The organism is Acinetobacter sp. ANC 4654 (assembly GCF_002135425.1).
Taxonomy (GTDB): Bacteria; Pseudomonadota; Gammaproteobacteria; order Pseudomonadales; family Moraxellaceae; genus Acinetobacter; species Acinetobacter kyonggiensis.
In genome coordinates, this window is record NZ_NEGL01000016.1 from 14,295 (window position 1) to 28,084 (window position 13,790).

Genomic DNA, 13,790 nt, shown 5'->3' on the forward strand with positions numbered 1-13,790 from the left:
TTTAATGATCAATGTGCTGAACTTACCACATTAAATCATCAGGAATAACATAGGCTGCGTATGGATCTTCTTCATCTGTGGTTTGTTCATTATTTTCAGAATTATTGACAATAATGAAGCCTTCCATTTTGTCATTGATACGATCTGCTAAGGCTTTTGGTAAAATGGCATAGCCATCACTTTCTTTAGCCACCACCAATGAACCAGAAACGAGCGCATTATAAATTTGTTGATTGAGATAAATCTTTTTGACTTTACTCTCATCAATAAATTGATATGACACTTCGCCATCGATATTACGAATTTTATGCTGATTGATCATTTGAACAATGGCAGCTTTGAGCTCTTTACCTTGCAATAGACGTTTTTTCTCTAAATCTAAGGCTTGGTCTTTTTCAAGTTTTTCTTGCTGATCTTGTGCAATTTTTGCTTTTAATTCAGCTTCATCGCTTTGCCCAGTACGTTGCTCATGAACTGCCTGTTTAGACAATTTTTTAGCCTTTTTATTATCGACTAAACCGGCTTTTAGCAATTGAGCCTGTAATGCATTTTTGACCATAATAAATTCCGAAACTACTCTTGAATACGTCGATAACGAAAATAAATAACCCAATATACGATGCTGAGTATCCAACTTAACAGCGCAGGGATAAGGAATGAATTTAATTTTAAATAAGGATAAATCATGCTGGCAACTAAACCACCTAAGAAAAATCCAAATAAAATGACTAAATGTAGAATAATTCGTCTTCGATCTACATCTAAGCCACGTAAGCGATAGCCTAACGCTAAACCTAAATCAGTCAAAACACCAGATAAATGGGTGGTGCGAATAATTGTGCCTTTGTAATGACTGACCATCGCATTTTGTACGCCCATCGCTACACATGCCCAAAGTAAGGCATAACGAGGGAAATAGGGTAAGAAAGCCCAACAGAGGACAATAAAAAAAGCCACTAAGCTTAAAGGTAAACCATAACGGCGACCTAAGCTAAAGTGGCTATTTCCAAGAATAAATCCGCTATAAAATGAACCAATCACATAACATAAAACAACACAGGTTAAGTAGATAATGGTGTCTGGTTGCCAGTGAAGCAAAGCCATCGCCAACATGCTGACATTACCCGTCATATGTGAAACGGATTGATGCAATACGGTCACCAATCCAAGGACGTTAATTATTCCTGCATTTACTGCAAGAAAAAAAGTACCTAATTGCACCCAAGGCGGTAAAGTTTGAAAAGGCATAACGTCATAAAAAATACTTAATAATGACTATCTTAATCTAAACCGCGGTCAACAGCAGCAGTAAAAAGCACATCTGTAGAAGAATTTAATGCAGTTTCGGTTGAATCCTGTAGCACACTAATCACCATACCAATGGCAACCACTTGCATAGCAATGTCTGAACTAATGCCAAATAAGCCACAGGCCACAGGAATAAGCAGTAAAGAACCGCCTGCAACACCCGATGCACCACATGCTGAAACAGTTGCGATCACAGATAAAATTAACATTGTGGTGAAATCAGTAGCAACCCCCAAAGTGTTGACGGTTGCTAAGGTCAGTACGGTGATGGTGACAGCTGCACCAGCCATATTAATGGTTGCACCTAATGGAATAGCCACATTTGCAGTGGATTCATTGACCCCTAAACGCTTGGCTAAATCCAAGTTGACTGGAATATTTGCAGCCGAACTACGGGTGAAAAAGGCAGTGATACCACTTTCACGTAGACATTGAAACACTAAAGGGTATGGGTTTTTACGTGTAACAAATGCCACCATAATTGGGTTGATGACCAATGCAACAAAAAACATCGTGCCAATCAGCACAGCCAATAAGTGAGCATAGCTTTCTAGTGTACTTAAGCCTGCTTCAGCAAATGTGACAGCAACCAGACCAAAAATACCCACAGGAGCAAAATTAATCACTAAACGGATGACATGGTTGACTGCCGTTGCAGCATCCGTCAACACCACTTTGGTGGTTTCACTTGCATGACGAAATGCAGCACCTAAAGCAACAGCCCACGCCAAAATACCAATGAAGTTTGCTTCACTAATGGCAGTAACAGGATTAGCCACAAAGCTTAAAAGTAGATTTTTAAAAATTTCACTTAAGCTGCCGGGTGGTTGTAAGTCGGCTTGTGTAGAGATGTCCAGAAACAATGTGCTGGGAAATACAATACTGACAATGACTGAACTAAACGCCGCCAAAAGCATCCCAATAGCATACATCAATATAATTGGTTTGATGTTAGTACCGTGTCCGACTTTAAAATTAGCAATCGAGGATAAAACAAGGACAAAAACCAAAATAGGCGCAACAGATTTAAGTGCTTTAATGAACAAGTCACCCAATAAGCTTAAATATGGAGCAACATTTGGGAACACAACAGCAACGCCAATACCTAAAATAATGGCGATAATAATTCGGGAGACTAAACTCAAACGCATTAAAGCATAAAACATAAGGGTGCCTTGTTAGACATATGAGGACTAAAAAATTTACAAATATGCACAGCATTTTATACCTAAAAGGGGAGCTGCTAAAAATTAATTTTTATATAAAAACTAACTGTTTATTTTTAAAGTTGATATTTTTATTTTTAAAGATTTTTTAAGTCAAATTTCAAAAAATCTTAGAATATAAATGTGCTAAATGAACAACATTAAATTGATTTTGATAAATCGTAAAATAGGTTTTATCTTTAAAAATGTGTGGGTAATGAGTGTCGTTTGAAAGATGAATGAGGCGACATTGCTCCGCAAAGCAAATTTTTTTCATATGCTGAATTTTGAGTCACCAACTATATTTTATTATTGAAGCATGCTTTTGTTATTGAAAAACCTCGGGTGAGAGTTGCTGCATTGCTTGGAAATGGGTCAGATAAATTTTCCCACTTAAATGCTTTAATAATTTGGAATGCTGTAATTTATCCATCACAGGACCCTTAATTTCGGATAAATGTAATTTAATATTCAATTTATTTAACTCAGCATTTACGTCCTCCAACATTTCTACAGCACTTAGATCAATTGAACTAATACTTGAACAATTAATCACCACATGTTCTAAATCAATATTATGACTGACAGCATTAATTAAAAAACCTTTAAAAATATGAGCATTTAAAAAGTTTAGATTTTCATCAATTCGCATTGAAAGTAATTTAGATGAGGTCAGCACATGGTGGCGTTGGATATTTCTAAAATGTTGCGTACCTTCAATTAGCCCAATAACTGCAATATGCGGGCGACTAATTCGCCATAATAAAAGAATAAAAGTGGAGACAATACCGATAATTAAACCTGTAGAAATATCAATACAGATCACCCCGAAAAAGGTAATCCACATGGCAATTCCATCTGCTTTTGAATAACGCCACGTTTCAATAAAAGGTTTGAAATCGACTAATTTCCAAATGGAAACAATAATAGTGGCTGCCAGAATGGCTAAAGGTAAATCACGAAAAAAACCTGTGAAATAAAGGCTGACCAACACAATCAGAAGTGATGAAAAAACACCTGCCATTGGAGTTTTAGCCCCAGAGTCTGCATTAACAACCGTTCGAGATAAACTGCCTGTGACTGGAAATGCCGAGCTTAAACCTGCACTTAAATTGGCTAAACCTAAAGCGACCAACTCTTGATTGCTATTTAAGTCACTTCGTTGTTGTAAAGCTGTTGCCTGAGCAATTGATAATGATTCGACAAAGCTAATCATGGCAATCATGGCTGCACCGGGTAACAAGGTGATAACCAAATCCATATTCCAGTAAGGCATGCTAAGGGGTGGAAACCCTGAAGGTATTTCCCCTACGGTTTTAATGCCAATTTCTTTTAAGTTTAGAAAATAGACCGCAGCAATTGAAGCCACCACAAGGATTAAAGGCAGTGCTTTTGAAATAAAAGCGGTAGAGCCCATTCGGCTTTGAACGGCATTTGAGCTTAATATTTTTGGCATATAGATGAGAAAGCACAAAGACAGCATGCCAAAAATGAAGGTTTCAATATTGCTATAACGGATGTATTGCCAAAAACTGAGTAAAAATTCAGGAATATTGTTGGCTTTTAATGGTACATCGACCAGAAATTTGAATTGTCCTAAAGCGATAAGTAATGCCGAAGCAATAATAAAACTCTTAATGACAGGGTGGCTAATGAGTTGAATGAGAAAGCCAAATTTTAATAGGCCTAACAATAATGAAATTACACCAACCATAAAAGCCAGTAAACAAGCCGCTTGTATATAGACTGGGGATCCGACTTCAAACAATGGATTTAAAGTCGCAAAGGTCATCATGGAAATAATAGCCACTGGACCAATAGAAAGTGTAGGGCTACCACCAACCATGGCATAGATCATCATGGGGAGGATACTGGCATACAAACCCATTATAGGCGGTAAACCTGCCAGCATGGCATACGCCATGCCTTGTGGAACCAGCATCGCAATGACAATAAATGCAGAAAGAAGATCCGATTTAAATTTAGCTTGATTATATTTGCGAAGCCATTGCCAAGCAGGCAATAATGTCATTAAGCGAGAATTTAAGTCTGACATATCTAAAGCTAAATCACTATTTTAGATATATTATGCACAAAAAATGCTAAGAAGTCTTAACCCAATAAATTTCTTTCTTTAATTTAATGCTATTTATCGGATTAAATTAGATTTTTAGGGCAATATAATTGATATAACGTATTTAATACGTGCACCAATTTTTCATCTTTAATGGAATAAAAAATTTGTTTACCATCACGACGAGTTGAAACCACATCACTTTTGCGTAACATCATCAACTGTTGAGATAAAGTAGGCTGATTAATTTGTGTTATTTCTTCTATTTGTGAAACATTTAACTCTTGTTTGGCAAGGTGACATAAAATAAGTAAACGATCTGTATTGGCTAATGATTTTAATATGGTGACGACAATATCCACAGAATCATGCATAGAAGCAATTTCAAGATCGGTGTTCATATATTTCTCATGTTACTTGACACTAATACACGCAGTATAATGCTTCAATAATTGAATACATTAATAAAAAGTCATATTTTCAATTCTTTTTAATGAACATAAATATCAAATATTCTTATATCAATTAAAATAAGGCATTTAATTTAAGATAAATGCCTTATACTGGTGCAAAATATTATGAGCTGATAATTATTTATTGAATTGTTTAAATCCTTTTAATTCTTTTTCAGTAAAGTGCAGTGCTGCAATGATTGCTTGACGCATTTCAGAATCATACCAACTAAAAATAGCTGATATTTTTTCTTCAAAATCATCACTAATTACCAGACAATCATCTTTAACACTCAATACGCTATTTTGTTTAAGGACTGAAATAAAGCTTTTTAAGGTCGCACTATCAAAATAATAACCAGATTGAATTTTTTGCGTTTGAGCGAGTTTTTGCAGTACAGCTTTGCTCATGTTTTCTAACTCTTTGAGCGTCAACGATTGAGCTGGAGCGTATTGTTGCAGTAATGCGGAAATGATCAGCATATTATTCAGGCTAGCACTTGATAAATATGCCAGTGATAAAAGCTTACTTTGCATGTGCTCATCTAATGTCATTGAAACAGTATTATCTTGAAGAATAATCCAGCCTAAATGTTCTAAACTATTTAAAATTGAACCAATTTCATTTTCTAATTCATCTAGATTCCATTTTAAGAAGAACTCTTCTTTAAAATAAGGATACATGTTTTTGATGGTGTCGATTAAATAATGACATGAGACTTTTTTATAAGACTGAATCAGCATGGCAACTAATGCTGGAAGAATAAAACAATGCAGGATATTGTTACTAAAATAACTGAGTAAAATTCTTTGACTTTCGGCAACACGAATCCAGTTTTCATTATTTTGACTAACAGATTCAACTTGTTTTAACTTGATGGCATATTGAATAATCTCAACACTAGATAACTCAGTCATCATCATTCTTGGATCGTATTTTACGTCATTGAGTAAATAACGATACTGTTCAATTTGCGAGATTAAATCATTTTCGTTTAAAGCATGATTTTCTGTATTTAATAAAATAAGTGAGATTAAGGAAATAGGATTGATCACAACAGCTTTATTAATATTTTCTAAAATTGAATTTGCCACTTGGTCTACGGTTTGAATGACGGGTTGTGGTAATTCATCATGAATATTTAATTTAATTTGATCTGCATGATTGGCTGTTAAAACTTGATCGAGAAAAATGGGTTCGCCAAAATTGACATGGACTTGACCAAAGATTTTCTCAATTTTACGTGCTGAACTTAAAATTCCCCAAATTGATTCGGCTTCCTTTGGTTTGCCATTCAATTCATTTAAGTAAGATGTACCTTCAATCAACTTTTCATAACCAAAATAGGTTGGAATAAAAGCAATCGGTTTGGTTGCACCACGTAAATGGCTTTGCACTGTCATCGACAGCATGCCTTTTTTCGGTGGTAACAGCAGCCCCGTGCGTGAACGTCCACCTTCAATAAAGTATTCTAACGGTGTATTTCGTGATAAAAGACTGTGTAAATATTCTTTAAAAACAGAAGTGTATAATTCATTTCCACTAAAGGTTCGACGAATAAAATAAGCACCAGCACCGCGCATGATTTGCCCAACTACAGGTAGATTTAAGTTAATCCCTGCTGCAATATGCGGAACCATTAAGCCGCGATTGAAAATCACATAAGAGAGCAGTAAATAGTCGATATGACTGCGATGACAAGGTGTATAGACAATCTCATAGTCCTTGGCTAATTCTCGAACGGTATCGAAATTATGCACTTCAATACCATCATATAACTGCGTCCATAACTTGGTGAGCGCAATTTCAGCAAAACGTAAAGTTGAATATGAAAAATCAGAAACCACTTCAGTTAAATAACCTTTGGCACGATTTTCTGCTTCAAACATACTAATTTTATGGTCAATACTTTCTTTGCGAATTGCATCTTGAACCGTTTCAGTTTTCATTAATTTATTAATCAGATTACGACGGTCTGATAAATCGGGACCTAAAATGGCTTCTTTGTATTTATTAAAGTTTGAATTGAGTTCTTTGACAATAGAATGCGCAGGAGAGAAGTTTGGACGCTCAATTTTGGCCTTTTCAATTGCGGCTTTAAGTGAAATTGGTTTGTGAAACTCAATGTAGTTTTCACGACCATATATGGAAATATTCAGAGCTTGTTTTAATTTGGATGGGGTAGACCAAGCATCAGAAAATAAAGCCTTAAACCAAGAGTCTTCATATTCAGGTGAGCGTCCCCATAAAACAGTCACAGGCACCAGCTCAATATCGTATTCAGGATATTTTTCTAAGACTTCAATCATTCGAATCAATTTTGCCGAATAATGGTAAGCCTCACTTTTTGAGCTGGGCATATTCAATGCCAGTATTGAATCTTCTTCTTGAAATTCTTGAATCATTAAAGGGGCAAAAACAGAAGGTAGTTTTCGTGCTTTGGCTTCGGTGTCGATTAATACCGTGTTACTCAGCGATGAATCTTGCAACACATAACAGATTAATTTTTTCTCGAATTGGTTTTCTATATTTTTTTCTAATTCGGTGGTGTTGCCTAAGACTTGAGGAGTGACGATCTTATCTAGGAGTTTTTGCGTAAATTGGCGATAGAATCGGCTATAACCCTTATTAGACATCGTATTCCCTAAATTAGTTTTCATTTGAATGATATTGTGTGCAATAACATGAATAAATACAAATATTATTGATGACAAATAAGTCATTTAAGTTGTAACTATGTAAGAAAATTTGAACGCTGATGATCGATAATTTTTTTATTTTTAGATTTAAATAGGCCAGTAAAGTTGCATAAAAATTGAATTAGAAAAGCTTATCTTCAATGTATAAATGGCTTATGATGAATCCATGACTTTAAAATCAAAAATCGCTCAATGGAGTTAAAATGAGTACAGATTCAGCTTTTCCAACACCAAAAAATTTAGGTATTGCGGTTTATAGCAATAATGCTGAAGCGATTGGCAACACGCCATTAATTCGGATCAATCGTTCAATTTCGTCACCTGCCACAGTATTGGCTAAAATTGAAAGCCGTAATCCTGCTTTTTCTGTGAAATGCCGTATCGGTGCAGCTTTAATTGCAGACGCTGAAGAAAAAGGTTTACTGAAACCGGGCATGCATATTGTAGAACCAACCAGTGGTAATACGGGTATTGCACTTGCATTTGTTGCTGCTGCAAAAGGTTATGCGATTACTTTAACCATGCCTGCAAGTATGAGTATTGAACGTCGTAAAGTGTTAAAAGCATTTGGTGCAAATTTGGTACTGACTGAACCTGCAAAAGGGATGAAAGGTGCTGTCGATGAAGCCATTCGTTTAGCTACGGAACAACCTGAGTTATATTATTTACCACAACAATTTGAAAACCCAGCCAATCCTAAAATTCATGAGCAGACCACTGGCCCAGAAATTTGGGAAGCGACAGGTGGTAAGGTTGATATTTTAGTTGCTGGCGTAGGTACGGGCGGTACGATTACGGGTATTTCTCGCTATTTTGAGCAAATCAAAAATCAACCACTTTATTCAGTTGCAGTTGAACCGGCTGAATCGCCAATTATTGGGCAAACCAAACGTGGTGAAGCATTAACTCCTGGACCACATAAAATCCAAGGCATTGGTGCGAACTTTATTCCTAAAAATCTAGATTTAGATTTAGTCGATGAAGTGATTGCGATTGAAGGTGCTAAAGCCATTGAATGGGCGCGTAAAACAGCAACACAGGAAGGCATTTTGGTGGGAATTTCAAGTGGTGCGGCAATGGCAGCCGCAGCTGAATTAGCAGCACGCCCTGAAAATGCTGGAAAAACCATTGTGGTGATTTTCCCCGATGCTGGTGAGCGTTATTTGTCTTCTGTATTGTTTGAAGATATTTCTGCTGAATAGTTTTTAGTTTTTTAGCTTATCGTTTCAATGTTTGACTTAAATTTGAAAACTCAGCTTTAAGTCAAACAGATTGCATTATTTTTTTATCGTGTTGATAAACGTGTAATGCGCCTACTATATTTCCAAATTCACAGTGCTCTAAACGTTCAATTATTAAGTTAGACTTGATAAAGTTTGCCCAACAATCGAAAAATGTTGCATGCAAAAAGTCTATTTTTGTCTATCGTTATTCATTTATAATATGAATCATCATTTAATTTCGCTGACACAGCATATTCGGAATAAATGGACATTGGAAATTTGTCTAAAAAAGTCGATGATGTATCACCGTTACATATAGAAAATAGTAGGATTTCGATTAGTGTTTGAGCTTGACTGTAAATTACTCAGTGTTTTTTTGTATATTTATAAATATAAAAGTGTTTCGCTTGCAGCCGAATATTTGTCGATGAGTCAACCGACAGTAAGTAACATTCTGAATAAAATCAGACAGCATTATAACGATCCTCTTTTTTTACGGATCGGTAATGAGATGGTTCCAACCGAACTTTCTAAACAGCTTTTTCCTTTGGTTAGTGAAGCGCTGAGTAAGGTTGAGATTATTAATAATTTTACCATTAATTTTGACCAATCGACTTCACAGCAGAAATTTACCATTGCCATGACCGATGTTTCACATTTGGTTTTATTGCCTAAAATTTCCCAGTATTTAAAAAAACACGCTTCACATATTCGTTTAAATGTTCGTGGTATTACCTCTGAAACCAGTTATCAAATGGCCAATGGTGAAATTGATTTAGCCATTGGCTTTTTGCCGAATTTTGAAAATGGTTTTTATCAACAAAAATTATTTGAACAATATTATGTAGTGATTGCTTCAAAAAACCATCCTCGACTGAGTGAAAATAGTTTAACTACAGAGCAATATATCAGTGAATCACATATTGATATTGATGCAGGAATGGGACATTACCATATTGAAAATGAACTGTTAAATTTAGAATTAAAACGGAATATTTTAATGCGACTCCCGAGTTATTTAGGGGTCGGGCTGGTGGTTCAGGAAACAGATGCAATTGCGACGGTGCCTTATTATTTAAGCGAAGTTTTATTGTCACGTGGTAATTTACAAATTTTTGATGCCCCAATTACCTTTCCAACTTATGCCGTAAAACAATATTGGCATATGTCTTGTCATCATAAAACCAGCCATCAATGGTTACGTCAGATGTGTTATGAATTATTCAGTCAAATGAATGACATAGATGATTCAAACTATGGCATTATTCAGCAATAATTAAACTCTAAGATAGAGTTTAGAGTTCGATTACTTGCATTAATTAAATTATCGGGATGGAAAAGTGATTGGCATTTATGCCAATCACTGAGCAATCAAGACAAGGCTTAACCCACGGAAGGTATTTTATCTGGTGTCATGAGTGCTTGATTAATATAGAGTTTGATTAAGCGTTCTCGTGAACCAATTGATTTTTGATAATGGGTTGAATTGAGTAATAAAGACGCACCATAAGTCACTGTCCAGACATAAGATAAATAATCGCGAATAGACATCGCGCTATCTAAAGATTTTAGATATTCATCCGTCATGTCTTTAATTTCAATAATTCGTTCTTCTCGTACTTGATATAATTCTTCAAATAATTCTTTTAATTTTTTTTCGTTATTGGTCAAGCGGTCTTCAATGACATGTAATAAAATGGTGCGGTTAGAATTTAACATGTTGTAAAGCATGTATTGAGAAACATAGGTTTTAATATTGTTTTTATATTTTTTTGAAATTTCTAATAATTTTCTTTCATTTAAAATAATCAGTTCTAAATAAAGCTGATTTTTACTTTTAAAATGCTTATAAATTGTACCCTTGGCAATATCAAGTTCAGAGGCGAGTTCTCCAAGCGTAATATCTTGATTGTTATCTAGCAACAGCGTTTCTGCCATGGCTAAAATTTTCTCTTTACGTAATAGAAAATTTTGTTGGCGTACTGTATTCATTGCAATTGTCCCAAAAAGACATTAAAAAGCGAGGTGACTATATACTATATAAAATAGCAATAAGTATTCCACCATTGTCGAGTATGACTGGCAATTAATATTTTAAATCAATATTTCATTTTGACAAGTTCTATCCACTGCATAGCCATAATTAAAAGTCAATCAATGAGAACTTTAGAGGTCAATAATCATCAATAAAATTCCAATTAAGGAATAATTATTTTATTGTCTTTTTACACTAAAAAATAGATCCACTGAGTAAATACAAAGAGATGAATATTCTGATCGGGCAGTCTTCCAGTCAGTTATTTAACGGTGATGTTTGATGATGAATCATTCAATTCAATGTCATTTATAGAAAAGATATTTTATTCAAGCATTATTCGAATGGATATATTCTCAATTTTGAACACATAGGGTTATGTCTTTTAAATTGAGGGTTCATGTTAAACAACAAAATTTATAAATTAGGATGAAAAAATGATTGTTATTGTCAATGCTGTTCGCACTGCAATGGGTGGTTTCCAAGGATCACTCTCTTCATGTACAGCACCCGACTTAGGTGCTGTTACCATTAAAGAAGTGGTTGCACGTTCAGGCCTACAGCCATCGGATATTGATGAAGTGATTTTTGGTTGTGTTCTGCCTGCGGGTTTAAAACAAGGTCCAGCACGTCAAGCCATGCGTCAGGCAGGTTTACCAGATTCTACTGGTGCAACCACCATCAATAAAATTTGTGGTTCAGGTATGAAAGCGGTCATGCAAGCTGCTGATGCGATTAAAGCCGGTTCTGCACAAATTGTCGTTGCAGGGGGTATGGAATCTATGAGCAATGCACCTTATTTACTTGAAAAAGCACGTGCAGGTTACCGTATGGGACATGGTAAAATTATAGATCATATGTTCCAAGAAGGCTTAGAAGATGCTGAAACAGGTCTTTCTATGGGCGTACTTGCACAAGATATGGCAGATCAAAAAGGGTATACCCGCGAACAACAAGATAGTTTTGCGATCAGCTCTTTAAATAAAGCAGTGACTGCAATTCATAATGGTTATTTCAAAGCCGAAATTGTTCCTGTAACGGTATCTGGTCGTAAAGGTGATGTCATTGTTGAGCAAGATGAACAGCCTATTAATGCCAAAGCAGATAAAATTCCAACTTTACGCCCAGCTTTCAAAAAAGACGGTACGATTACCGCTGCGAATGCCAGTTCAATCAGTGATGGTGCATCTGCACTCGTTATAACTTCAGGTGATATTGCAGCTGAACGCGGTCTTGAAACGATTGCGAAAGTTGTCGCCTATGCAAGCAACTCCCAACATCCTTCTGAATTTACGATTGCCCCAGTGGGTGCGATTGAGAAAGTCTTGAAACAGACGGGTTGGACTGCGACAGAAGTTGATCTTTGGGAAATTAATGAAGCTTTTGCAATGGTGACGATGGCAGCCATTGATGCCTTTAATTTAGATCAAAGCAAAGTCAATGTGAATGGTGGCGCTTGCTCACTAGGACATCCATTGGGTTCGTCAGGTTCGCGTATTATTGTGACATTGATTCATGCATTAAAGCGTACTGGTGGTCAAAAAGGTATTGCCGCTTTATGTATCGGTGGTGGTGAAGCAACCGCAATTGCAGTTGAACTGCTTTAAAAATTTTCTATTCATAATATAAATAAGCAACATATGAGAGAAGCAATAAATGCCATCGTTTCAGCATATTGAAATGGTGGCAAAATTATATTTATTTTGATATTTTTTTAAATGAAAAATGGTTTGATTCATGTTTTTATCTCTTTATATATTACGCACTGTGATTTTTACCTAGTGAAAAGTAAAAGCCCCACAAATAAGTGAGGCTTAACTCGAGTCATTGCTATTTAAGCTATGTATTGTATTTTCGCTAAGGTCAACACAAACAATGCATGAAATATCAACACCCTTTTATATTTTTGTATTAAGCAATAAAGCGCTGAACTGCTTGATTAAACTCATTTGGACATTCAATATTTGAAATATGCGAGGCATTGATTTCAAACATTTGGGCATGAGGAATGTGATCCAACATAAATTGGCCATCTGTAAGCGTCGTTACAGGGTCTTGAATACCCGCAACAATCAAGACTGGAACAGTGATGTCTTTGAGTTGTTCACGGAGGTCCGCTTTAGCCAAAGCTTCACAACAATTTGCATAACCTTCTGCGCTGCTAGCTGCGAGGTCGTTACTCAGCGTTTCCACAATTGTTGCTTGGCTTTGGATAAAGGGATCGGTAAACCAACGTGATGCTGCTGTTGATGCAATTGGTGCTAGACCTTGCTCACGAACCAATGCTGCACGTTCTTGCCAAGCATTTTCTTGACCAATTTTTGCAGCAGTGTTACAGACAATCACATGGTTAAAACGTTGTGGATGATGGATGGCAAGCCATTGACCTGTTAGGCCACCCATTGAAATACCACAAAATGTTGCTTTTTCAATATTTAAATGATCAAGTAAATTCACTACATCTTGACCCAATTGTTCAATGCTATAAGGGCCTTGAGGTGCAGTAGATGCACCATGACCACGTGTGTCGTAACAAATCACAAAAAAATCATTTTGTAGTGCATCAATTTGTGGTTGCCACATCCGATAATTAGTACCGAGCGAATTTGAAAAGATGATTGCAGGTTTCTTCGCATCACCAAAAGTGGCGTAATTGATGGTTGCATCACTTGAAATAAATGTTGGCATAAAATCCCTCCCAACCTCCCTTTAAAAAAGGGAGGAGAAATAGCTGAGCAGCCTCTAATTAAATTTTCTTGTGAAAAGAGAAAATTTAATTAGAGCAATAAATTC

11 protein-coding genes are annotated in these 13,790 nt (G+C 35.9%); 3 read left to right on the forward strand and 8 right to left on the reverse strand.

Annotation, left to right across the window (positions count from 1 at the left end; translation table 11 throughout):
• Window positions 1-22 precede the first annotated feature (22 nt).
• The 6 genes from B9T24_RS16240 to plsB all read right to left on the reverse strand — a co-directional run bounded on the left by B9T24_RS16240 (window position 23) and on the right by plsB (window position 7,676).
• Window positions 23-559, reverse strand: coding sequence for a DUF2058 domain-containing protein (locus B9T24_RS16240; RefSeq protein WP_086166746.1), 537 nt, complete (start codon window positions 557-559; stop codon window positions 23-25).
• Window positions 560-573: 14 nt separating this feature from the next.
• Entirely contained in the window at window positions 574-1,248 is a 675-nt protein-coding gene (locus tag B9T24_RS16245) for a YoaK family protein (RefSeq protein WP_086166747.1), read from the reverse strand.
• Between the two features lie 32 nt (window positions 1,249-1,280).
• Entirely contained in the window at window positions 1,281-2,474 is a 1,194-nt protein-coding gene (sstT, locus tag B9T24_RS16250) for a serine/threonine transporter SstT (protein WP_086166748.1), read from the reverse strand.
• Window positions 2,475-2,841: 367 nt separating this feature from the next.
• Window positions 2,842-4,569 (reverse strand): SulP family inorganic anion transporter, encoded by a 1,728-nt coding sequence (locus B9T24_RS16255; RefSeq protein WP_086166749.1) that lies wholly within the window; start codon window positions 4,567-4,569, stop codon window positions 2,842-2,844.
• Window positions 4,570-4,670: 101 nt separating this feature from the next.
• Window positions 4,671-4,988, reverse strand: coding sequence for an ArsR/SmtB family transcription factor (locus tag B9T24_RS16260; RefSeq protein WP_086166750.1), 318 nt, complete (start codon window positions 4,986-4,988; stop codon window positions 4,671-4,673).
• Between the two features lie 189 nt (window positions 4,989-5,177).
• The gene (gene plsB, locus B9T24_RS16265; RefSeq protein WP_086166751.1) at window positions 5,178-7,676 is read right to left on the reverse strand and encodes a glycerol-3-phosphate 1-O-acyltransferase PlsB; all 2,499 of its coding nucleotides are present in this window, start codon (window positions 7,674-7,676) and stop codon (window positions 5,178-5,180) included.
• Between the two features lie 266 nt (window positions 7,677-7,942).
• On the opposite strand from plsB, the gene cysK reads away from it, so the two are divergent.
• Together cysK and B9T24_RS16275 are read left to right on the forward strand one after the other, a co-directional pair.
• The gene (gene cysK, locus B9T24_RS16270) at window positions 7,943-8,941 is read left to right on the forward strand and encodes a cysteine synthase A (RefSeq protein ID WP_086166752.1); all 999 of its coding nucleotides are present in this window, start codon (window positions 7,943-7,945) and stop codon (window positions 8,939-8,941) included.
• 361 nt (window positions 8,942-9,302) lie between these two features.
• On the forward strand, window positions 9,303-10,238 hold the full coding sequence (locus tag B9T24_RS16275; RefSeq protein ID WP_086166753.1) for a LysR substrate-binding domain-containing protein: 936 nt from the start codon (window positions 9,303-9,305) through the stop codon (window positions 10,236-10,238).
• 107 nt (window positions 10,239-10,345) lie between these two features.
• On the opposite strand, the gene B9T24_RS16280 is transcribed toward B9T24_RS16275, so the two are convergent.
• Entirely contained in the window at window positions 10,346-10,954 is a 609-nt protein-coding gene (locus B9T24_RS16280; RefSeq protein WP_086166754.1) for a TetR/AcrR family transcriptional regulator, read from the reverse strand.
• Window positions 10,955-11,434: 480 nt separating this feature from the next.
• On the opposite strand from B9T24_RS16280, the gene B9T24_RS16285 reads away from it, so the two are divergent.
• Window positions 11,435-12,604, forward strand: coding sequence for a thiolase family protein (locus B9T24_RS16285; protein ID WP_086166755.1), 1,170 nt, complete (start codon window positions 11,435-11,437; stop codon window positions 12,602-12,604).
• Between the two features lie 304 nt (window positions 12,605-12,908).
• Here the strand turns inward: B9T24_RS16285 and pcaD are convergent, their stop codons facing one another.
• The gene (pcaD, locus tag B9T24_RS16290; RefSeq protein WP_086166756.1) at window positions 12,909-13,685 is read right to left on the reverse strand and encodes a 3-oxoadipate enol-lactonase; all 777 of its coding nucleotides are present in this window, start codon (window positions 13,683-13,685) and stop codon (window positions 12,909-12,911) included.
• Window positions 13,686-13,790: the final 105 nt, after the last annotated feature.